At 71.5% G+C, this 21,438-nt stretch carries 21 protein-coding genes; 12 read left to right on the forward strand and 9 right to left on the reverse strand.

Annotated features, from left to right (window positions below; all coding sequences use genetic code 11):
- Positions 1-77: 77 nt before the first annotated feature.
- The gene (argS, locus tag ACFV0T_RS12540) at positions 78-1,844 is read right to left on the reverse strand and encodes an arginine--tRNA ligase (RefSeq protein ID WP_385777442.1); all 1,767 of its coding nucleotides are present in this window, start codon (positions 1,842-1,844) and stop codon (positions 78-80) included.
- A gap of 166 nt (positions 1,845-2,010) precedes the next feature.
- Here argS and lysS point away from each other — a divergent pair, with 166 nt between their 5' ends.
- Positions 2,011-3,756 carry a lysine--tRNA ligase gene (gene lysS / locus ACFV0T_RS12545; protein ID WP_385777444.1) on the forward strand — a complete coding sequence of 582 codons (1,746 nt, stop codon included), beginning with the start codon at positions 2,011-2,013 and terminating at the stop codon, positions 3,754-3,756.
- Positions 3,757-3,827: 71 nt separating this feature from the next.
- On the opposite strand, the gene ACFV0T_RS12550 is transcribed toward lysS, so the two are convergent.
- The 3 genes from ACFV0T_RS12550 to ACFV0T_RS12560 all read right to left on the reverse strand — a co-directional run bounded on the left by ACFV0T_RS12550 (position 3,828) and on the right by ACFV0T_RS12560 (position 7,233).
- The gene (locus ACFV0T_RS12550) at positions 3,828-5,135 is read right to left on the reverse strand and encodes a DUF2637 domain-containing protein (RefSeq protein WP_385777446.1); all 1,308 of its coding nucleotides are present in this window, start codon (positions 5,133-5,135) and stop codon (positions 3,828-3,830) included.
- Positions 5,136-5,288: 153 nt separating this feature from the next.
- A complete protein-coding gene (locus ACFV0T_RS12555; RefSeq protein WP_385777449.1) occupies positions 5,289-6,230 on the reverse strand; it encodes a DUF3558 domain-containing protein in 942 nt (313 codons plus the stop codon).
- A 118-nt stretch (positions 6,231-6,348) separates the two neighbouring features.
- Entirely contained in the window at positions 6,349-7,233 is an 885-nt protein-coding gene (locus tag ACFV0T_RS12560) for a DUF3558 domain-containing protein (protein ID WP_385777451.1), read from the reverse strand.
- A gap of 240 nt (positions 7,234-7,473) precedes the next feature.
- On the opposite strand from ACFV0T_RS12560, the gene ACFV0T_RS12565 reads away from it, so the two are divergent.
- Entirely contained in the window at positions 7,474-8,667 is a 1,194-nt protein-coding gene (locus ACFV0T_RS12565) for an RtcB family protein (protein WP_385777453.1), read from the forward strand.
- 164 nt (positions 8,668-8,831) lie between these two features.
- On the opposite strand, the gene ACFV0T_RS12570 is transcribed toward ACFV0T_RS12565, so the two are convergent.
- Positions 8,832-10,097 (reverse strand): GNAT family N-acetyltransferase, encoded by a 1,266-nt coding sequence (locus ACFV0T_RS12570; RefSeq protein WP_385777455.1) that lies wholly within the window; start codon positions 10,095-10,097, stop codon positions 8,832-8,834.
- A 314-nt stretch (positions 10,098-10,411) separates the two neighbouring features.
- Between ACFV0T_RS12570 and ACFV0T_RS12575 the strand changes: the two genes are divergently transcribed.
- Both ACFV0T_RS12575 and ACFV0T_RS12580 read left to right on the forward strand, forming a co-directional pair.
- Positions 10,412-10,702: a hypothetical protein gene (locus ACFV0T_RS12575; protein WP_385777457.1), complete on the forward strand. Its 291-nt coding sequence runs from the start codon at positions 10,412-10,414 to the stop codon at positions 10,700-10,702.
- Positions 10,690-11,019, forward strand: a complete 330-nt coding sequence (locus tag ACFV0T_RS12580) for a hypothetical protein (protein ID WP_385777459.1) — start codon at positions 10,690-10,692, stop codon at positions 11,017-11,019. Before ACFV0T_RS12575 ends, ACFV0T_RS12580 begins: the two co-directional genes overlap by 13 nt.
- A 3-nt stretch (positions 11,020-11,022) precedes the next feature.
- Here ACFV0T_RS12580 and ACFV0T_RS12585 read toward each other — a convergent pair whose 3' ends face one another.
- The 3 genes from ACFV0T_RS12585 to ACFV0T_RS12595 all read right to left on the reverse strand — a co-directional run bounded on the left by ACFV0T_RS12585 (position 11,023) and on the right by ACFV0T_RS12595 (position 12,501).
- The gene (locus ACFV0T_RS12585; RefSeq protein ID WP_385777461.1) at positions 11,023-11,193 is read right to left on the reverse strand and encodes a hypothetical protein; all 171 of its coding nucleotides are present in this window, start codon (positions 11,191-11,193) and stop codon (positions 11,023-11,025) included.
- Positions 11,193-11,969, reverse strand: coding sequence for an SDR family NAD(P)-dependent oxidoreductase (locus tag ACFV0T_RS12590; RefSeq protein ID WP_385777463.1), 777 nt, complete (start codon positions 11,967-11,969; stop codon positions 11,193-11,195). Before ACFV0T_RS12590 ends, ACFV0T_RS12585 begins: the two co-directional genes overlap by 1 nt.
- A 193-nt stretch (positions 11,970-12,162) precedes the next feature.
- Positions 12,163-12,501 (reverse strand): YnfA family protein, encoded by a 339-nt coding sequence (locus ACFV0T_RS12595; protein WP_385777465.1) that lies wholly within the window; start codon positions 12,499-12,501, stop codon positions 12,163-12,165.
- Positions 12,502-12,663: 162 nt separating this feature from the next.
- Between ACFV0T_RS12595 and ACFV0T_RS12600 the strand changes: the two genes are divergently transcribed.
- Positions 12,664-13,155, forward strand: a complete 492-nt coding sequence (locus tag ACFV0T_RS12600) for a hypothetical protein (protein WP_385777467.1) — start codon at positions 12,664-12,666, stop codon at positions 13,153-13,155.
- Between the two features lie 98 nt (positions 13,156-13,253).
- Entirely contained in the window at positions 13,254-13,763 is a 510-nt protein-coding gene (locus ACFV0T_RS12605) for a MarR family winged helix-turn-helix transcriptional regulator (protein ID WP_385777468.1), read from the forward strand.
- A 52-nt stretch (positions 13,764-13,815) separates the two neighbouring features.
- Here the strand turns inward: ACFV0T_RS12605 and ACFV0T_RS12610 are convergent, their stop codons facing one another.
- Positions 13,816-14,643: a hypothetical protein gene (locus ACFV0T_RS12610; protein WP_385777470.1), complete on the reverse strand. Its 828-nt coding sequence runs from the start codon at positions 14,641-14,643 to the stop codon at positions 13,816-13,818.
- A 387-nt stretch (positions 14,644-15,030) separates the two neighbouring features.
- On the opposite strand from ACFV0T_RS12610, the gene ACFV0T_RS12615 reads away from it, so the two are divergent.
- From ACFV0T_RS12615 to ACFV0T_RS12640, 6 genes are all read left to right on the forward strand, one after another.
- The gene (locus ACFV0T_RS12615) at positions 15,031-16,155 is read left to right on the forward strand and encodes an LLM class flavin-dependent oxidoreductase (RefSeq protein WP_385777472.1); all 1,125 of its coding nucleotides are present in this window, start codon (positions 15,031-15,033) and stop codon (positions 16,153-16,155) included.
- Positions 16,152-16,751, forward strand: a complete 600-nt coding sequence (locus tag ACFV0T_RS12620; RefSeq protein WP_385777473.1) for an FMN reductase — start codon at positions 16,152-16,154, stop codon at positions 16,749-16,751. Before ACFV0T_RS12615 ends, ACFV0T_RS12620 begins: the two co-directional genes overlap by 4 nt.
- 257 nt (positions 16,752-17,008) lie before the next feature.
- Positions 17,009-17,833: a response regulator transcription factor gene (locus ACFV0T_RS12625; protein WP_385777474.1), complete on the forward strand. Its 825-nt coding sequence runs from the start codon at positions 17,009-17,011 to the stop codon at positions 17,831-17,833.
- Complete coding sequence (locus tag ACFV0T_RS12630) at positions 17,834-19,258, forward strand: ATP-binding protein (protein ID WP_385777476.1); 1,425 nt, start codon at positions 17,834-17,836, stop codon at positions 19,256-19,258.
- Positions 19,259-19,486: 228 nt separating this feature from the next.
- Positions 19,487-20,545, forward strand: a complete 1,059-nt coding sequence (locus ACFV0T_RS12635; protein WP_385777478.1) for a permease — start codon at positions 19,487-19,489, stop codon at positions 20,543-20,545.
- Entirely contained in the window at positions 20,542-21,432 is an 891-nt protein-coding gene (locus ACFV0T_RS12640) for a TIGR03943 family putative permease subunit (protein WP_385777481.1), read from the forward strand. The genes ACFV0T_RS12635 and ACFV0T_RS12640 overlap by 4 nt, the downstream gene beginning before the upstream one ends.
- Positions 21,433-21,438: the final 6 nt, after the last annotated feature.

The following is a 21,438-nucleotide window of genomic DNA, read 5'->3' on the forward strand; positions in this document are numbered from 1 at the left end:
GTCGTCGCGAGACGGAGCCACGGAGTGAAGAATTGGCGAAGCACGAGCTTACGGAGAGGCGCGGACCGATGGGCCGATCAAAGACGCTCGGGCGTCCTGATGCCCAGTAGGGCCATGCCCTTGTGGAGCGTGCTGGCCGTCAGGTCGACCAGCAGCAGCCGGTTCTCCACCTGCTCCGGCGTCTCGGCCTTCAGCACCGGGCACTGGTCGTAGAACGTGGTCAGCAGCGACGCCAGCTGGTACAGGTACGACGCCAGCTTGTGCGGCTCGTAGCCCGCGGCCACCTCCAGCACCAGCTCGCCGAACTGGTCCAGGTGCAGGCCCAGCGCCCGCTCCGCCGGGGCCAGTTCCAGCTCCGGGTGGGCGGCGGGACGGGCCTCGCCCGCCTTGCGCAGGATCGACTTGATACGGGCGTACGCGTACTGGAGGTAGACGGACGTGTCGCCGTTCAGCGACACCATCTGGTCCAGGTCGAACTTGTAGTCCCGTACCGCCGACGTCGACAGGTCCGCGTACTTGACGGCGCCGATGCCGACGTACCGGCCGTTCTCGACGATCTCCGGCTCGGACAGGCCCACCTTCCCGGCCTTCTCCCGGACGACGGCCGTCGCCCGCTCGACCGCCTCGTCGAGGAGGTCGACCAGCTTGACGGTCTCGCCCTCACGGGTCTTGAACGGCTTGCCGTCCTTGCCGAGGACCGTGCCGAAGGCGAGCTGGAGGGCCTTGACGTCGTCGTTCAGCCAGCCGGCCCGGCGGGCGGTCTCGAAGACCATCCGGAAGTGCAGCGCCTGGCGGGCGTCCACGACGTACACGAGCGTGTTCGCCTTCAGGCTGAAGACGCGGTCGCGGATCGCGGAGAGGTCGGTGGCCGCGTAGCCGTAACCGCCGTCCGACTTCTGCACGATCAGCGGGACCGGGTTGCCGTCGGGGCCCTTGACGTCGTCGAAGAACACGCAGAGGGCGCCCTCCGAGCGGACCGCGACGCCGGACTCCTCCAGCAGGCGGCAGGTCTCCGCGAGCATGTCGTTGTAGCCGGACTCGCCCACGATGTCCGCGTCCTGGATCTCCATGTCCAGCTTCTCGAAGACGGAGAAGAAGTAGATCTTCGACTCGTCCACGAACTTCTGCCAGGTGGCCAGCGTGTGCGGATCCCCGGCCTGGAGGTCCACGACCCTGCGCCGGGCCCGGGTCTTGAACGCCTCGTCGGAGTCGAAGAGCTTCCTGGCCGACTTGTAGAGGCGGTCGAGGTTCGACATCGCCTCCTCGCCGCTCACCGCGCCGGACTTGTGGTCCAGCTCGTGCGGGTGCTCGTCCAGGTACTGGATGAGCATGCCGAACTGGGTGCCCCAGTCGCCGATGTGGTGCCGCCGTACGACGGTCTCGCCGGTGAACTCCAGGAGCTTGACCACCGCGTCACCGATCACCGCCGAGCGCAGGTGGCCGACGTGCATCTCCTTGGCCACGTTCGGCTGCGCGTAGTCGATCACCGTCGTGCCCGGGTGCGCGGCGAGCGGCACTCCGAGCCGGTCGCTGTCCGCGTACCGCGCGGCCAGGTTCTCGATGATCGCCTTGTCGCTGATCGTGATGTTCAGGAAGCCGGGGCCGGAGACCTCGATGTCCTTGATCACGCCACCCGACTCGACCCGCTCGACGACCTGCGTCGCCAGCTCCCGCGGGTTGGCCTTGGCCTTCTTCGCGAGGGCCAGGATGCCGTTCGCCTGGAAGTCCGCCCGGTCGCTTCGTCGCAGCAGCGGGTCCGCGGAACCGGCATCCGGCAGGGCTGCCGAGAGTGCCGTCGCGAGGTGCTGCTGGACGGAGTCGCTGAGGGACGTGACCGAGGCCATAGGAGTGGGTGCCGTTCTCCTCGTGGGATGGATAGACCCACTCAGTATCCCATGGAGGGTAAAGCCGTTTTCCCAGGCGCCTGGTGGTCTGGGAGAATGAGGGCGGTCCGTACGCAGGCCAAAGCCTTCAGGAAAACCTTCAGGACAACCTTCAGAAAAAGAGGACGTGCCGATCGTGGCTCAGAGCACCGAGACCACCGACTGGGTCTCCCGTTTCGCGGATGAGGTCATCGAGGAGTCGGAGCGTCGGGCCCCGGGCAAACCGGTCGTCGTGGCGTCCGGCCTCTCCCCCTCCGGCCCGATCCACCTGGGCAACCTCCGCGAGGTCATGACCCCGCACCTCGTCGCCGACGAGATCCGCCGGCGGGGCCGCCAGGTCCGGCACCTGATCTCCTGGGACGACTACGACCGCTACCGCAAGGTGCCGGCCGGCATCGCGGGTGTCGACGAGTCGTGGGCCGAGCACATCGGCAAGCCGCTGACCTCCGTCCCGGCCCCGCAGGGCTCGGCGTACCCGAACTGGGCCGAGCACTTCAAGGCCGCGATGGTCGAGGCGCTCGCCGAGATGGGCGTGGAGTTCGACGGGATCAGCCAGACGGCGCAGTACACCTCCGGTGTCTACCGCGAGCAGATCCTGCACGCCATGAAGCACCGCGGCGACATCGACGCGATCCTGGAGCAGTACCGCACCAGGAAGGCCCCGGCGAAGAAGCAGCAGGGTCAGAAGCCGCTCGACGAGGCCGAGCTGGAGGCCGAGGAGGGCTCGGGCGCGGCCGCCGAGGACGACGGCAGCTCCGGTTCCGCCGGGTACTTCCCGTACAAGCCGTACTGCGGCAACTGCGAGAAGGACCTGACCAAGGTCACCTCGTACGACGACGGCACCACCGAGCTGACGTACACCTGCGACTCCTGCGGCTTCTCCGAGACCGTCCGGCTGAACGAGTTCAACCGCGGCAAGCTGGTCTGGAAGGTCGACTGGCCGATGCGCTGGGCGTACGAGGGCGTCGTCTTCGAGCCGAGCGGTGTCGACCACTCCTCGCCCGGGTCGAGCTTCCAGGTCGGCGGGCAGATCGTCGGCATCTTCGACGGCGAGCAGCCCATCGGGCCCATGTACGCGTTCGTCGGCATCAGCGGCATGGCGAAGATGTCGTCGTCGAGGGGTGGTGTGCCCACACCCGGCGACGCGCTGAAGATCATGGAGCCGCAGATCCTGCGCTGGCTGTACGCCCGTCGCAGGCCCAACCAGTCCTTCAAGATCGCCTTCGACCAGGAGATCCAGCGCCTCTACGACGAGTGGGACAAGCTCGACGCGAAGGTCGCCGACGGTTCGGCCCTTCCGGCGGACGTGGCCGCGCACGCCCGTGCGGTGGGTACCGCGGACGGCGAGCTGCCGCGCACGCCGCGGCCGCTGTCGTACCGGACCCTGGCCTCGGTGGCCGACATCACCGCCGGACACGAGGACCAGGCGCTGCGGATCCTGTCCGAACTCGACCCGGACGACCCGCTGGGGACGCTGGCGGAGGCCCGCCCGCGGTACGACAAGGCAGAGGCGTGGATCAACACCCACGTTCCCGCCGACCAGCGGACCATCGTGCGCGAGGAGCCCGACGCCGAGCTGCTGAAGTCCCTCGACGAGGCCTCCCGGCAGTCCCTGCGGCTGCTGGCCGACGGGCTGGCCGACCACTGGTCGCTGGACGGGCTCACCCATCTCGTCTACGGCGTTCCCAAGGTCCAGGCCGGCTTCTCCGCCGACGCCACGCCCAAGGAACTCCCGCCGGAGATCAAGACCGCCCAGCGGACGTTCTTCGCCCTGCTCTACCACCTGCTCGTCGGCCGCGACACCGGCCCGCGGCTGCCCACGCTGCTGCTGGCGGTCGGCCAGGAGCGGGTGCGGGAGCTGCTCGGCGAGTAGACCGCTTCGGCGTCCACGAGGAGGGGGCGCCCGGTGTCAGCACCGGGCGCCCCCTCCTTCGTACGCGCGGATCACGCGATGTGGTCCTCCTCCAGTTCCGCCGCGTGGCGGTTCTGGAAGCGCATGACCATGCGCTTGGCCTCGGCGTCCGAGACGGGGACGCGGTAGGTCGCCTCGACGTTGTCGGCGAACTGGCTCGGGGTCGGGTAGCTGCCGTTTATCGACTGCTTGAAGACCTGGTAGTACGACTCCTCGTCCGGCTCCGGGACGGGGGTGCCGCCGCCCTCGCCGAGCTGGCGGGTGCGGTTGGGGCCGGCCGGGATGGGAAAGGTGCCGGTCTCCTCCGGAGACGGTTCCTGGACCGGGGGCTCCTCGACGTACTGGTCCTGGTACTGCTCGGCCTGCTGCTGTTCGGCGTACCAGGCGGCGTACTGCTGCTCCGGGTTGTAGGCCGGGTTGTAGCCGCCCTGGTACTCGGCCTGCCGGGGAGCCTCGAACCACGGGCTCTGGTCCGGTTCGGGCACGAACTCGGGCTCCGTGGGGTACTGGTCCGCGTCGGGCTCGGGGCGCTGCTGCTGTGCGGGCGCCGCCTGGCGCGGGGCGGGCGCCGCCTCGATGGCGCGGTCGGGCGTGGCTTCCAAGGGGGCTGCGGCGGGCGTCGGCTGGGGTGCCGGGGGGAGCAGGGCCGGTTCGATGCCCGCTGCCGCGAGGCCCGCGGGGGCGGTCTCCGCCAGGGGGACGCCGTAGCGGGCCAGGCGCAGCGGCATCAGCGACTCCACCGGGGCCTTGCGCCGCCAGGCCCGGCCGAAGCGGGAGCGCAGACGGGCCTGGTAGACGAGCCGTTCCTGCTCCAGCTTGATGACCTGCTCGTAGGAGCGCAGCTCCCACAGCTTCATCCGCCGCCACAGCAGGAACGTCGGCAGGGGCGAGAGCATCCAGCGGGTGAGGCGGACGCCTTCCATGTGCTTGTCGGCCGTGATGTCGGCGATCCGGCCGATGGCGTGGCGGGCGGCCTCGACCGCCACCACGAACAGGATCGGGATCACCGCGTGCATGCCCGTGCCCAGCGGGTCCGGCCAGGCGGCGGCGCCGTTGAAGGCGATCGTCGCCGCCGTCAGCAGCCACGCCGTCTGACGCAGGAGCGGGAAGGGTATCCGGATCCAGGTCAGAAGCAGGTCGAGCGCGAGGAGGACGCAGATACCCGCGTCGATGCCGATCGGGAAGACATAGGCGAAGTTCCCGAAGCCCTTCTGGATCGCCAGCTCGCGGACCGCCGCGTACGAACCGGCGAAGCCGATGCCGGCGATGATCACGGCGCCGGTCACGACCACGCCGATGAGAACGCGGTGCATCCGAGTCAGCTGCAGTGGCGCGGCCACCGTACTCCCCTCCCCTTGCGTGTTGTTGCGCGCAACAGAGTGGCACATGTGTACGCCGGACGTGTTGCCGGTACGCCAGGAGCCCGGTCCCGAGGGGGCCGGGCTCCGTCAAAAAGCCGGGGCGAACAGGGGGTTGGCCGCCAGGTGTGACAGTCAGCTCTTCTTCGGCGCTGAGGGAGAAGAGGAGGCGCTCGCCGACTTCGACGGAGACTTGGACGGCGCCTTCGACGGAGACTTGGACGACGACTTCGAGGGGGAGGGGTTCGCCGTGCCCGCGCCGCCGGAGTCACTGCCGGATCCGCTGCCGGTGTCGGCGCCGTTCGCCGACGCCACCGCGGTGACGGCTTGCTTCGCGGCCTTCTGCGCCGCCTTCACCAGAGCGTCGGCGCTCGGGGTCTTCTCGCCGGCCAGACCCGCGCCGTTGTAGTCGAGGGTGACGACCACGTTCTCCACGCGGGCCACGACCGTCTGCTGCTTGAAGGCGCCTTCCTTCTTCTTCAGGTCGTAGCGCACGGTCGTCGCCTCGTCGCCCGTCCCGGCCAGCGGCTCCGACTTCGTGTTCTTCGCACCCGACACCGCGCGGGCGTCCTGGATCTGCTTCGCGTAGTAGGCCTGCGCCTGCTTCTCGCCCGTACCGCGCGCGGTGTCGGAGTCGAAGCGCAGCAGCGAGACGTTGAGCCAGCGGAACTGCGAACCCTTGACGCCCTTGTTCTCCAGGCTGCTCCAGGAGCAGCTGCCACGTGACGCCGTGTCGTTCGACTCGCCCTTCTTGCCCGACTTCGCACCCTTCGGTACGAGTTCGGTCAGGGTCTTCGCCGGCAGCACCGCGCACACCTCGGGCAGCTTCTGGTACGCCGCCGCCTGGACCGTCGGCGACGCGTTCGCCGTCGCGCCGTTGCCGGAGTCCTGCTGCGCGCTGTCACCGGAGCCGGCGGCGGAGTCGGAGCCGGAGTCCGAGGAGCAGCCCGCGGCGACCAGGATCACGGGGACCGCCGCCGCGCCGACAAGGGCACGGCGAAGGCGCTTCGCTCGCTGGACTCGCTGGTCGCACTGGTCGTCTCGCTGGGCTCGTCGCTGCATGGTTCCTTCACTCATGACGCTCGTGGTTCCTGCGGTCGGGTCGGGTCCGAGGGGCCACGGTACGCGGTGAAGAAGCTGTGCGGTCGCGCTTCGTTCGCTTCGCGGACAGGTGCGGGCGGGTGCGGAAGTGGGGCTAACCGCCCAGTGTGTCGGCCAGTCGCGCAGCCAGATTCCGGGCCCTGTCCTGCATTTCCTTGCTGTCCGGGACGACGCCGACGGTGGCCGGCTGCTCCTCGTACTCGATGGTCACGATGACGTTGGACGTGCGGAACGCCACAGTCACCGTGCGCTGTTTGGCCGTCGAACCGGAGCTGCTGAGCACGTCGTCCACGAAGGCCTCGTCGCCGAGGTCGTCGAGCGTGCGGGGCTGGAGGTCGGAGGGGGCGGTGGAGGAGGAAGAGGAGGAGGAAGGGGACGGGTTCTGGCCCCCCGGGGCGCCCGAGGAGGACGGCGAGGAGGAAGGTGACGGCGAGGAGGACGACGGGGGTGACGAAGACTTCGGCGAGGACGGTGTCGCGCTCGGGTCGGCGGACACCGATCCGGCCGCGGTCGTGCTGACGGCGGCCGGCTCGGGGAGGTCGGCCGCCTCCACCCGCGTGGCGAAGAGCTGCTCGGCCTGGTTGTCGTCGCTCACCGCGTTGTCGTACGACACCACCCGCTCGAAGTCGACGAGGAGGTGGTCGGTGGCGTCCGCCGAGTCGACCTTCCAACGGCAGCCGACCTTGCGGTCGGTGTCGTACGTCAGGGTCGCCTCGCCCTTGTAGGCGTTGTCCCGCTGCTCCTGGTCGACGATCTGCGCGAGACCGGGGAGCAGGGCGTCGAGGGTGTCGTCGCCGACCGCGGCGCAGGGCTCCGGGAGCGTGCGGTACTTGCCGGGCTGGGCCGCGGCCGTCGCCGTACCGGGCCGGCCGGGGTTGGAGTTGTCCGTGGTGTCGCCCTCGCCTGAGCTACCGGTGCAGCCGGCCAGCAGTACCGCGAGGAGTGCGGTGACGCCGGTTACGTACGCCTTGCGCTGCACGGTGAGGCTCCTTTCGACGGTGTGTCCCGGTGGGTGCCGGTGTGGGTGTCCGCCCCTGGAACGATCCTGGGGCCGCCAGTGTCCCCGCTGGTTATTCGCTTGCCGCACGGGGGCGTTCCCTGGAGACAATGTGTATCGCACGCACTGCCGTGGACGCCGGTCCGTTGTCCCATTCATCGACCTTGGCGCCGGTTTTGCGATTCAAGGCTTTTATGTTTCTCGTGGGGGAATGAGGACGATATGTCGTACGTGGAGATGCCGGGGGCGAAGGTGCCCATCCGGATGTGGACCGACCCCGCGACGATCGAGGACGTGGCGCTGCGCCAGCTCCAGAACGTCGCGACCCTGCCGTGGATCAAGGGCCTGGCCGTGATGCCGGACGTGCACTACGGAAAGGGTGCGACCGTCGGTTCGGTCATCGCGATGGCGGGCGCGGTGTGTCCCGCCGCGGTGGGGGTCGACATCGGGTGCGGAATGTCGGCGGTCAAGACCTCGCTGACGGCGAACGACCTGCCCGGGGACCTTTCGCGGCTGCGCTCGAAGATCGAGCAGGCGATTCCGGTCGGGCGGGGCATGCATGACGACCCCGTGGACCCGGGCGGCTTCCACGGGCTGGCGACGGCGGGGTGGGACGACTTCTGGGGGCGGTTCGACGGGATCGCGGACGCGGTGAAGTTCCGCCAGGAGCGCGCCACCAAGCAGATGGGGACGCTCGGATCCGGAAATCATTTCGTCGAAGTTTGCATAGATACGACCGATTCTGTCTGGCTGATGCTGCACTCCGGTTCCCGGAACATCGGCAAGGAACTGGCCGAGTTCCACATCGGCGTGGCCCAGAAGCTCCCGCACAACCAGGGGCTCGTCGACCGTGACCTCGCCGTCTTCATCGCGGACACCCCGCAGATGGCGGCGTACCGCAACGACCTGTTCTGGGCGCAGGAGTACGCGAAGCACAACCGCACGCTCATGATGGCGCTCCTGAAGGACGTGATCCGCAAGGAGTTCAAGAAGGCCAAGCCGACCTTCGAGCCGGAGATCAGCGCGCACCACAACTACGTGGCCGAGGAGCGCTACGACGGCATGGATCTGCTCGTGACCCGCAAGGGCGCGATCCGGGCCGGCTCCGGCGAGTTCGGGATCATCCCGGGCTCGATGGGCACGGGTTCGTACATCGTGAAGGGCCTCGGCAACGAGAAGGCCTTCAACTCGGCGTCGCACGGCGCAGGTCGGCGGATGAGCCGCAACGCGGCGAAGCGGCGCTTCTCGACGAAGGACCTGGAGGAGCAGACGCGGGGCGTGGAGTGCCGTAAGGACTCCGGTGTCGTGGACGAGATCCCGGGGGCCTACAAGCCGATCGAGCAGGTCATCGACCAGCAGCGCGACCTCGTGGAGGTCGTGGCGAAGCTGAAGCAGGTCGTCTGTGTGAAGGGCTGAGACGCCCGCGTAAGGCGTCGGACAGGCGCGGGGCCCGGGTGGCGTTTGCCGCCCGGGCCCCGCGCGCGTCGGACGGGCGGCTTCTCCGGCCGTCTCTCCGGATGCCGGCCGAGTCGCGTCTTCGGACGTCTCTTCGGGCGTCAGCCGAGTCGCGTCTGCGGGCGTCAGCCGAGTCGCTTCTCCAGCAGGGTCACCGCGTACGGGCTGCCCGAGCCGCCGTCCTTCGCTCGCTGTTCGCCGACCACCGTGTAGCCCGCGGACTCGTAGTAGGCGCGCAGACGGGGGTTGGAGGCGAGGCAGTCCAGGCGGGCGTAGGGGCGGCCGGTGGCGGCGATGCGGGATTCGGCCTGGGCCAGCATGGTGCGGCCGGTGCCCGGCGGGGCCGTGTGCGGGGTGGTCATGAGGCGGTGGATGTAGCCCGCCTCCGGGGGCCGGGGTCCCCAGGCGGCCGGGTCGTCCCACCAGAGTTCCCAGGCGCCGTGGAGATGGTCGCCGGTGTGGGCCAGCCACACCTCGCCCTCGCGCATACGGGTGCGGAAGTGGGTCTCGTCCTTCTCGCCGGGCTGCCACTGGGTGATTCCGCGGGCCAGTTGCCAGAGGGCGGCCGTGTCACGCAGGCGGACCAGGGCGGGGGCGTCGCCGGGGGTCGCCCGGCGGTAGGCCGGCGCCGGCCAGGTGGTGGGCGCGGGTTCCAGGAGGTGGGTGCGCAGGGTGGCGGAGAGGGCTTCCGCGTCCATGCCCAGGGCCTGGCTCACGTAGGCGCGCGTCGAGCCGTGGCGGGCGTACAGGGAGGCCAGGAACAGGCGCATCACCGACTCGGGGGCGCGGGCGAAGCCCGGCCAGGTGGGCGTGCGGCCGTTGTTGCGGGTCCGCCAGTCGGCCAGCAGGGACCGGGTGGCGAGTTCCGTGAGGCTGAAGTCCTCGATGATCACCTGGTCCGGGACGCCCAGGAGGGAGAGGACCAGGGCGGCGAGCTGGCCGGTGCGGTCCTTGCCCGAGGCGCAGTGGAAGACCAGGGGGGCGTCCGAGCGGGCCGACTCCGCGATCAGTTCCAGTGCGGTGCGCAGTTCCCTCGTGCCGTCCTGCGCGACCTCCATGAACCGTTCGGCCAGATAGGGGCCGGGGTCGATGTCGGGGGTCAGGGCCGCCTGGTCGTAGGGGCGGTGCTCGATGCTGAGGTTGTGGTAGGCGAAGGAGGGGTGGGCCGGGACGCGGCCCCGGGTCTCGATCTCCCAGGGGTGGCGCAGGTCCACCACGGTGCGGATGCCCAGGGAGAGGAAGCGGGACCAGTCCTCCGTCTCCGGTGTCAGCTTGCCGAGCGAGTCCGAGCGGAACAGGCGGCCCGGGCGGACCCGGCGGCCGTCGTCGGCCGGGTAGCCGCCCAGGTCACGGAAGTTGTGCAGGGCCTCGAAGGGCAGGTGTCTGTCCACGGACACCGACCCTAGTGCCGCAACGGGCAACGTTCGCCCCGTCGCGACGCCCGGCACGCACTCCCGCCGCACCGGACGAAAGCCCGAGTACGCCGGTACGAGGACTTCCGGCCGGCACGCCGGGAGCACGCACCGGACGCCGCTCCTTCACGGGCGAACGTCGCCTGCCACGGCACCAGCGAAAGGCCCTGGGCCAGGGCCGAGGGAACCGACGCCGGCGCGGTCACCGATCCGGGTCGGGGCGGCGGGGAACCGGAGCCGGTGTCGGGCTGTCTTCGGAGGTAGGTCCGACAAACCAGTACGGGGGATTTTCGATGAGACGTGAGCGCATACGCGCGGCCGCGGGAGCCGCGGCCCTGGTCCTGGCCGCGGGGGCCGTTCTCGCGGGCTGTTCGCAGAGCTACAACGACGAGCGGGGCAAGGGCGACGCCCCGGTGCGGGGCAAGGCGGGCGACGACACCCCGGCCGAGGTCTACAACATGCCGGACGGCTTCGGGAACCTCGCCACCAAGTGCGTGGGGCACGGCTTTCGCGCCTACGTCACGACGAACGCCACCGGCCCTTCGAACGTGCAGATCGTGGAGGACGAGTCGTGCGCCTCCTGAGGCGGGCCCACGGGCGCGGCCTCGCGGTCGGCTGCGGTGCGCTGCTGCTCGTCTCCCTGCTCGGCGGCTGCTCCAGGCAGCACTACCAGGAGCGGGGCAAGGCCGACGCCCCGGTGGCGGGCCGGGCCGGCGAGGACAGCCCGGCCGAGGTGTACAACTTCCCGGACGGCTTCGGGAACCTCGCCAGCAAGTGCGTCGGGGACGGCAGGCGGGCGTACGCCACCACCCGGTTCGTCCAGCCGGAGGACGAGGACGACGTCGTGATCATCCCGGCGAACGCGGTGATCGTCGACGACCCCGAGTGCTCGGTGCCCTGAGACTCACTTCGCGTGCCGCACCGCGTAGATCATCACGAAGGCGATGACGTGGATGCCGAAGAGGAAGTAGGCCAGGAAGATCCAGACCTGGCGTTCGTCCTTGGTCTCCTGGGCGAGGCGGCGCTTCTCGGCGCTGCGGGCGGGGTCGTCGGGGAGCCGCTCGGAGTCCGGCATCAGGCGTCCCGGTGGACCTTCGTGTTGGACGCCTGGGCGCGCGGGCGGACGACCAGGAGGTCGATGTTGACGTGGGCGGGGCGGGTCACCGCCCAGGTGATCGTGTCCGCCACGTCGTCGGCCGTCAGCGGGTCGGCGACGCCCGCGTAGACCTTCGCCGCCTTCTCCGTGTCGCCGCCGAAGCGGGTCAGCGCGAACTCGTCGGTCTTGACCATGCCGGGCGCGATCTCGATGACGCGGACCGGCCGGCCGACGATCTCCAGGCGCAGTGTCTCGGCGAGGACGTGGGCGCCGTGCTTGGCGGCGACGTAGCCCGCGCCGCCCTCGTACGTGCCGTGGCCGGCCGTGGAGGAGACGATCACGATCGTGCCGTCGCCGCTCGCGTCGAGCTTGGGCAGCAGGGCCTGGGTGAGGTTCAGCGTGCCGAGGACGTTCGTCTCGTACATCGTGCGCCACTCCGCGGGGTCGCCGGTCGCGACCGGGTCGGCGCCCAGTGCGCCGCCCGCGTTGTTGACCAGGACGCCGATGGTCTTGAACGCGGTCGCGAACTCGTCGACGGCCGCGCGGTCGGTGACGTCGAGCGGGTACGCCGTCGCCGCGTGGCCGGCCGCGGTGAGCTCCTCCGCCAGGGCCTCGATGCGGTCCTTGCGGCGGGCGGTCAGGACGACGCGGTAGCCGGCCGCGGCGAGCTGCCGGGCCGTGGCGGCGCCGATTCCGCTGCTCGCACCGGTGACGACGGCGATGCGGGAGGCGGCGGAGGGTGCGGCGGTGGCCATGGGACTGCTCCTCGTGCGTGCGGGCGGGTGTACCGGGTGGGGGCGCTCGGTCGGGCGTCTCGCGGGTGCGGACGTCCCGCGTGCGCCCGGCGTCGCGGTGGTGCGGGCGGTTCGTGGCCGCGCGCGATCGTTTCTGACCAGGGTAGGCGACAGGGGTCGGTCGTACGGGTGGGCGTTCTCCGTGGGGTCGCGGTCAGCCGCCGTTCCTCGGGGCCCACATGATCACGGCCATTCCGGCGAGGCAGATCAGCGCGCCCGCGATGTCCCAGCGGTCGGGGCGGAAGCCGTCCGCGACCACGCCCCACAGGATCGAACCGGCGACGAAGATCCCTCCGTACGCGGCGAGGATGCGGCCGAAGTGGGCGTCGGGCTGGAAGGTGGCGACGAAGCCGTACGCGCCGAGGGCGAGGACGCCGCCGGTGATCCACAGCCAGCCGCGGTGTTCGCGCAGGCCCTGCCAGACCAGCCAGGCGCCGCCGATCTCGAAGAGCGCGGCGACGACGAACAGGGCGGCGGAGCGCACGATCAGCATGCGGGCAGCTTCGCACGGCCCTCGGACGGCTCCGGTGTCACCTGATGGAGGGCGCCTGCCGTCGGCTCCGCGTGGGATACATCCATGCGACATCCGTGCGACTGCGGTGGAGTGAGGAGTGGTGGCGGCATGCGGGTTACGTGCAGGACGCGGAGGACACCGATGACACACAGGACGCGCGGGGCGCGGGGGTTCGCGGTGTGGGGTGCGGCGCTGGCCCTCGTCGGCGGGGCGGCGCCGTTCGCCGGTGCCGTGGGCGCGTCGGGCGTGCCGGAGGCCGATCTGGCGTATCACGGTGCGGCGACGATGAGCGGCGGCCGGGTCGAGGTCCGGCTGACCCCGCGCAACCACGGCCCGTCCGCCGTGCCGGACGCGAGCGTGCTGCTGCGCTGGTCGCAGCCGCTCGCGGACCGGCAGCAGCTGCCGCAGGCGTGTGTCCGTACGGCGGCGCGGGACGTGGTGTGCCGCACGGGCGCGCTGGCCGAGGACGGGTTGGGCGACCAGATCGCTCTGGTGCTGCGGCTGCGGGACCGGCCGGACGAGGTGACGCTGGAGATCGACACGGCGTGGGGCGGTGGCGCGGTGGACGGCAACCGGGCGAACGACCGGCAGCGGGTGTTGGTTCTGGACACGGGGGACTCGTACTACTTCTGACCACGTCCGACCACTGCCGGCCGGCTCGCCACGGGCGGTGGGGGCGGGCACTTCGCGTCGTACGATCGCTGCACGGCGCAGACGAAGAGGAGCGGGGCATGTCCGGGTCCGAGAACGAGCGGTCGCGGCTGCTGGACGAACTGTCATCCGTCTCCCGCCGCCACATGGCCTCCTACGCCCTGCTCAACCAGGCCGTCGCCGACCACATCGGCCTGCACCCCACCGACCTCCAGTGTCTGAACCTGCTCACGCTGGAGGGTGGTGCGGTGACCACGGGCCGCATCGCGGAGCTGACGGGCCTGACGACCGGGTCGGCGACCCGGCTGGTGGACCGGCTGGAGAAGGCGGGGTACGTGGTCCGGCGGCGGGACGCGGCCGACCGGCGGCGGGTGCTCGTGGCGACCGTGCCGGAGAAGGTCGCCGAGTTCGGGCGGATGTGGGAGCGGCTGGGCGGCGGCTGGACCGCCCTCTTCGACGGGCTGGACGACGCCGAACTCGCCCTGATCATCGGGCATATGCGGCGGACGGTGGACTTCAGCGGGGAGCAGGTCGCCCGGTTGCGGGAGGGGCGGGTCGAGGAGCCCGGGCGCCGTTCGGACGGGCCCTGACCGGACGGGCCCGCCCGGACTCCATGGCGCGGGGAACGCGAGGCTTCGCGGGTCAGCCCACCCTGATGCGCACGGTCTGGGACGCCGCCGCGCCGATCCGCGTGGTGGCGCTCTTGAACAGGCGGTAGCTGTACGGGCCACGCGCTGCGGGCTTCACCGAGAGCGAGACGGCACCCGTGGAGCTCTGTCGGGCAGAGCCGAGGGTCGCCCGACCGGTGCCGTTCCATCGCTGGAGCGACATCCGGATGCCCGCCTCGGCCGGTACGGCCTTCCCGGTGACCTTCACCGTGCTTCCGAGCCGGATCGAGGTGGTCGAAGCCTTGGCCGTGACCACTGCGTTCACCTGGACGAAGCGGCTTGCCGATGTGGCGGAGCGCAGTGGTGCCGCCGTGTCGGTGCCGGTCTTCCCCGCGTAGGCCAGCCGGAAATAACCCCGGCCGGTCGGCTTCACCGAGGCTGACACGGTGCCGGTGGTGCCGGTGGTGCCGGTGGTGCCGGTGGTGCCGGTGGTGCGCTCGGCGACCGTCTTCCAGGTGGTGGTTCCCGCGGCCTGGAACTGCGGGGCGACCGTCTGGCCGGCCGCAACACCGCCGCCGCTGCGGCCGAGCGTGCCGCTGACCGTGACCGCCGTGCCGTAGGCCACGGTGGACTTGGAGACGCTCATGGTGAGCGTGGTGGCCACCGAAGGCATCGGAGAGTAGATCTCCGTCGGGGCGACGGCGTCGCTCTCCGTGCTGCTGGTCTCCGCGACCGTCACGGCGGCACCGCCGGCCGCCGGCACCGCCTTGACCGCGGCGCCGGAGGCGAAGTACAGCCTGGAACTGTTGTAGGACCACGCCGGGTCGGTGGCGGAGGCCCCGGCCGTGCCGGTGACCGCCACGGCTGTTCCTCCTGCGACCGGAACCTTCCACAGTCCGCCCGGGGCAGCGAAGGCGATGCTGCTTCCGTTGGGTGACACCGCCGGCCGGGAGGCGCCGCTGGTGCCGGCCAGCACCTTCCGGGCGCCGTTCACCAGGTCGATGCGTACCAGCCGGCTCGGAGGGACCGACAGGTCGGTGGCGATCGGCGCCTTGCCGTCAGGGGTGAAGGCCCGGGAAGCGGACGCGGCGGGCCGTCCGGGTGGTCGCCGCCCGCTCCGGCGCGAAGGGGCGGAAGCCGCCCGGCCGGAACCGGGTGGGTGGGGTGATGACAGTGGGGCGGAATACCTGGCGGGCCGGACTCGTTGGAGGCTATAGTTGAACGGTAAACAACTTGGAGGTTGAGCGGCATGCAGTTCGGAATCTTCAGCGTCGGCGATGTGACCGCGGACCCGACCACGGGCCGTACGCCGACCGAGCGTGAGCGGATCAAGGCCATGGTCGCCATCGCGCTGAAGGCCGAGGAGGTCGGGCTCGACGTGTTCGCGACCGGCGAGCACCACAATCCGCCGTTCGTGCCCTCGTCCCCGACGACCATGCTCGGGTACATAGCGGCGCGCACCGAGAAGCTGGTCCTCTCCACCTCCACGACGCTCATCACCACGAACGACCCGGTGAAGATCGCCGAGGACTTCGCGATGCTCCAGCACCTGGCCGACGGCCGGACGGACCTCATGATGGGCCGCGGCAACACCGGGCCGGTCTACCCCTGGTTCGGGCAGGACATCCGCGAGGGCATCAACCTCGCCATCGAGAACTACGCCCTGCTGCGCCGGCTGTGGCGCGAGGACGTGGTGAACTGGGAGGGCAAGTTCCGCACGCCGCTCCAGGGGTTCACCTCCACTCCCCGGCCGCTGGACGACGTACCGCCGTTCGTCTGGCACGGCTCGATCCGCTCGCCCGAGATCGCGGAGCAGGCCGCCTTCTACGGCGACGGCTTCTTCCACAACAACATCTTCTGGCCCGCCGACCACACCAAGCGGATGGTCGAGTTCTACCGGTCCCGGTACGCCCACTACGGCCACGGCACGGCCGAGCAGGCGATCGTCGGCCTCGGCGGCCAGGCGTTCATGCGGAAGAACTCGCAGGACGCGGTGCGCGAGTTCCGTCCGTACTTCAACAACGCGCCCGTCTACGGGCACGGGCCGTCGCTGGAGGACTTCACGGACCAGACCCCGCTGACCGTCGGCTCCCCGCAGCAGGTCATCGAGAAGACGCTGTCCTTCCGCGAGTACGCCGGTGACTACCAGCGCCAGCTGTTCCTGATGGACCACGCCGGACTGCCCCTGAAGACCGTGCTGGAGCAGCTCGACCTGCTCGGCGAGGAGGTCGTGCCGGTGCTGCGCAAGGAGTTCGCGGCCGGGCGCCCGGCGGGCGTGCCGGACGCGCCGACCCACCAGTCGCTGCTCGCGGCCAAGGACTCCGCGCAGGCCGATGACTCCCAGGGTTCCCAGGAAGGGGTGACCGTCGCATGAAGCTCGTCGTCGTCTCCGCGGGGCTGAGCGTCCCGTCCTCCACGCGGCTGCTCGCCGACCGGCTGGCCGCCGCCGTGGACCGGCAGGCCCCGGCGGACGTCCAGGTGGTCGAGCTGCGCGACCTCGCCGTCGAGATCGCGCACAACTTCACCAACGGCTTCCCCGGGCGGGAGCTGTCCGCCGCGTTCGACGCCGTGACGCAGGCCGACGGGCTGATCGTCGTGACACCGGTGTTCTCGGCGTCGTACAGCGGACTGTTCAAGTCGTTCTTCGACGTGCTCGGCGCGCACGACAACGACGCGCTGGCCGGCAAGCCGGTGCTGATCGCCGCCACCGGCGGCACCGCCCGGCACTCGCTGGTCCTGGACCACGCCCTGCGCCCGCTCTTCGCCTATCTGCGGGCCGTGGTCGTCCCGACCGGCGTCTACGCCGCCTCGGAGGACTGGGGTGCGGAGGGGCTGCCCGAGCGCATCGAGCGGGCGGCGGGGGAGCTGGCCGCGCTGACGCAGGGGCTGTCGGCGGCCAGACCGGTCAAGGACGACCTCGACGTGGTGCCGTTCGCGGAGCGGCTCGCCGCGCTGCGGCCCACGGGCTGAGGGAACAGGCTGAGAGGGCGCGGCCCACGGGCTGAGGGAACGGCTGGGGGAACGGGCTCGGAAGGGCCGGCGGCGAGGCGGCCGGAGCGGACGGCGGCCGTGGCGGCGGGCCGGCGAGGGCCGGCGGCCGGGGCCGATGAGGGGCCGGCGGGCGGCCGGATCCGGGTTGCGTCCGGGAGGGTGAGAGGCCAGTAAGAAGGGTGCTCCGGGCGAGATCATCAGGTCGTAGGATCCCGGAACCTTGGCAGACTGGGTCCGTGCCCCAGACTGTGCTCCTCGCCGAAGACGACCGCGCCATCCGCCACGCTCTGGAGCGGGCCCTGGCCCTGGAGGGCTACCAGGTCACCGCGGTCGCCGACGGCGTCGAGGCGCTGGCGCACGCCCACCGCAACCCGCCGGACGTGCTCGTTCTCGACGTGATGATGCCCGGCATCGACGGACTCCAGGTCTGCCGGGTACTGCGCGCCGAGGGCGACCGCACCCCGATCCTCATGCTGACCGCGCTGGTGGAGACCGCCGACCGGATCGCGGGCCTGGACGCCGGCGCGGACGACTACGTCGTCAAGCCGTTCGACGTCGAGGAGGTCTTCGCCCGGCTGCGCGCCCTGCTGCGCCGCACCAGCGCGAACGAGTCCGCCACCGTCCCCGACGCCCCGAAGGAGACGCCGCCCGGGCCCTCGCCGCAGGCGTCGGCACCCGCGGCGCCCGCGGCGCCCGGCTCCGTGCCGGGTCCCTCGGCCGGCTCGGCGGCCGGTCCGGCGGCCGGTCCGGTGCCGTCCGAGCGGCACGTCACTGCGGCCGGGCTGCGCATGGACCCGCAGGCCAGACGGGCCTGGCGCGGCGCGCGCGAGCTGGAGCTGACCCGCACCGAGTTCGAGCTGCTGGAACTGCTGGTGCGCAACGCGGGCATCGTCCTCGACCACTCGACCATCTACGACCGCATCTGGGGCTACGACTTCGGACCCGGTTCCAAGAACCTCGCCGTCTACGTCGGTTACCTGCGCCGCAAGCTCGACGAGCCCGGCGCGCCGCAGCTGATCCACACGGTGCGCGGCGTGGGTTACGTGCTGCGGGAGGACTGAGTGGGCCGCCTCCGGCGGCTGCTGACCAGACGCCGGCCGGGACTGCTCTCGCTGCGCACCACCCTCGCGGTGTCGTTCGCCGCGGTGACCGCGGTCGTCACCGTTCTCGTCGGCATCCTGTCGTACGGCTCCGCCGCCCGCCTCGTGCGCGTCGATCAGCAGACCGTCTTCGACGAGGTCGTGCAGGACCTGCGCGACGAGGTCGGCCAGCACCGGATGACGCCCGCCGACTTCTCCTCCTCCGCGCCCGGCCACGACGTCGTACGGCCCGCCCGTACGGACGTGCAGGTGCTCGGCCCGGACGGCGCGGTCGTCGACAGCGGCAGCCCGGGGCTGCCGGTCACCGCGGCCGACCGGACGATCGCCGCGGCCGCCCCCGCCGGGCGGATCACCCAGCACGAGGACGTCGACGTCGGCAACGACGTCTACCGCATCGTGACCGTCGCCCTCGGCGGCGGCCGGGGCGCGGTGCAGGTCGCGCAGGAGTTCAGCGACACGGAGGATCTGCTGCGGGCGCTCCAGCAGCGCACGCTGGCGCTGATGGCGGCCGTCGTCACCGCTGCGGGGCTGTTCGGCTGGTGGCTGGCCCGGCGCGTGACCCGCCGGCTGGTGGTGCTCACCTCGGCCGCCGAGGACGTCGCCCGCACCCGCCGGCTCGGTGTGCAGGTGCCGGTCACCGGCTACGACGAAGTGGGCCGCCTCGGCCGCGCCTTCGACCGCATGCTGGGCCGGCTCGCCCAGTCGGAGGAGGATCAGCGGCGGCTGGTCCAGGACGCGGGGCACGAGCTGCGCACGCCGCTCACCTCGCTCCGTACGAACATCTCGCTGCTTCGGCGGATCGACGAACTCCCGCCCGCCACCCGGGAGGACCTGGTCGCCGACCTCACCCAGGAGGCGCGCGAACTGACCGACCTGGTCAACGAGCTCGTCGACCTCGCCGCCGGCCAGTCCGACGCCGAGCCGGCGCAGCGGGTCGACCTCGCCGACATCGCCGAGGACGTCCTCGGCCTCGCCCGCCGCCGTACCGGTCGGGAGGTCGTGCTGCGCGCGAGCGGTGACACCACGGCCCACGGACGGCCGGGGCTGCTCCAGCGGGCGGTGTCCAACCTCGTGGAGAACGCCACCAAGTTCGACCGTGACGGCACCTCGCCCATCGAGATCCACGTCGCGGGCCCGGCGCGGCCGGGCACGGTCCGGGTGGAGGTCCTCGACCGGGGACCCGGCATCGCCGACGCCGACCTGATGCGTATCTTCGACCGCTTCTACCGCGCCGCCGACGCCCGCGCCCTGCCGGGCTCCGGCCTTGGCCTGTCCATCGTGCGGGAGGTGGCCCTGGCGCACGGGGGTGCGCCGTTCGCCTTCCGGCGGGAGGGGGGCGGGTCGGTGATCGGCTTCACGGTGGGCGGGGGGCCGGTGGCGGAGTAGGGGCGGCGGGTCGGGATCGGGGGCAGGGCCCGTGAGGGGGCAGGGCCCGTGAGTGGGGGCGGGGTCCGTGGAGGGCAGCGTCCGTGTGTGGGGGCGGGGTCCGGGGCCGGCGGCGGGGACCGGGGCAGATCTTGATGATCTTATGGGTTTTTTGCGGTATGTCAGGCCGTTATGGGTGCCCGTCGAGGCCGTTATCTTCGGTCCGGACATCCGACGTTCGGAGCTGGCGTGCAGAAGACAGTTGAACCGGCCGAGGAGGCGGAGGCGGCCGTCGTGGCCTCCGTGGAGACCGACGAGAGGGACGACGTCCACGCCCGTGGACGGCCCCGGCCCTGGCCCCGCTCCTGGCCGTTGTTGCTGCTGGGGGCCGCCGTCCTGCCCGGTGCGGTGCTGTTCGCCGCCGGCCGGTGGATGGACACGCCGGCCGTGCAGGCGTGGCGGACCGTGTGTCTCGCCGTCACCGTCCAGGCGCTGCCCTTCCTGCTGCTCGGCACGGCCCTGTCCGGCGCGATCAACGCCTTCGTGCCGGCGCGGGTGTTCACCCGGGTACTGCCCCGGCGGCCCGTGCTCGCCGTCCCGGTCGCCGGCATCGCCGGGGTCGTCCTGCCGGGCTGCGAGTGCGCGTCCGTGCCGGTCGCGAACAGCCTGATCGGCCGGGGCGTCCCGCCGGCCGCCGCCTTCGCGTTCCTGCTGTCGGCGCCCGCCGTCAACCCGGTCGTGCTGACCGCCACGGCCATCGCCTTCCCGGGCAGCCCCGCGATGGTGCTGGCCCGGCTGCTCGCCTCGCTCGCCACGGCAGCCGTGATGGGCTGGCTGTGGCTCTTCCTGGGCCGCGAGAAGTGGCTCAAGCCGGCCGTACGGCACACCGGTCACCGGCCCGGGCACAGCCGCTGGACGGAGTTCCGGCTCGGCTTCCAGCACGACTTCCTGCACGCGGGCGGCTTCCTGGTGCTCGGGGCCATGGCGGCGGCCACCTTCAACGTGACCGTGCCGCGCTCGCTGCTCGACACGTTCTCCGGCTCGCCCTGGCTGTCGGTGCTGTTCCTCGCCGGGCTCGCCGTGCTGCTCGCGGTGTGCTCCGAGGCGGACGCGTTCGTCGCGGCCTCCCTCACCGGCTTCTCGCCCGTGGCCCGGCTGGCCTTCATGGTGGTCGGGCCCATGGTCGACCTGAAGCTGATCGCCCTTCAGGCGGGCACATTCGGGCGGGCCTTCGCGGTCCGCTTCTCCGCCGCCACGACCGTCGTGGCCATCCTGGCCAGCGCGCTGATCGGAGGGTTTTTGCTGTGAAACGCCCTCTCCAGATCGTCCTGCTCGTCCTCAGCGGCCTCGGCCTGCTCCACGCCTCGCTCTTCACCGACCTGTGCCTCAGATACGTCCGTGAGGGGATGCGCCCGATGCTGGTCGCGTCGGGCGTGCTGCTGCTCGTACTGGGGGTGGCGGAGGCGTGGTCGTGGCAGGGGGCGGCGGACGGAGATCAGGGCCATGACGGCCATGAGAGGCGTGCGGGCCGCGAGGGCGATGGGGGCCATGAGGGTTATGAGGGCCATGAGGGTCATGAGAGCCATGAGGGTCATGAGAGCCGTGCGGGCCGTGACGGTGAGGGCGACGGGCCGGGCGGTGGTGACGGGGACGTAGGTGGTCACGGGCACGGGCATGATCACTCCTCCGTGCCCCGCGTCGCCTGGCTGCTGTTCCTCCCCGCGCTGAGCCTGCTGTTCTTCGCCCCGCCCGCCCTCGGCGCGTACACCGCCTCCCGCGAGGCACCCAAGGCCGTCACGGAGCAACGGCACTTCGACCCGCTGCCCGCCACCTCGCCGGTCCCGCTGACCCTCACCGACTTCACCCGCCGGGTGCAGCAGGACCGGGAGCAGGCCATCGAGGGGCGCACCGTCCAGATGACCGGCTTCGTCGCGCCCGACCGGAACGGGGGCGGCTGGTACCTGGCCCGCATCATCTTCACCTGCTGCGCGGCGGACGCCCAGTCCGTGAAGGTGCGGATCCACGGCACCCCCGCGCTGCCCGCCGACACCTGGGTGTCCGTCACCGGAACCTGGCACCGGGGTGGGACGCTGGGCACCAAGTCCGCCCCGGCCGAGCTGGACGCCCGTACCGTCGAGGAGATCGCCAAGCCGGTGAACGCGTACTCGGACGCCCTTCCGCTCGTCCCCTCCTGACGGCGC

The organism is Streptomyces sp. NPDC059582 (assembly GCF_042735715.1).
In the GTDB taxonomy this organism is placed as follows: Bacteria; Actinomycetota; Actinomycetes; order Streptomycetales; family Streptomycetaceae; genus Streptomyces.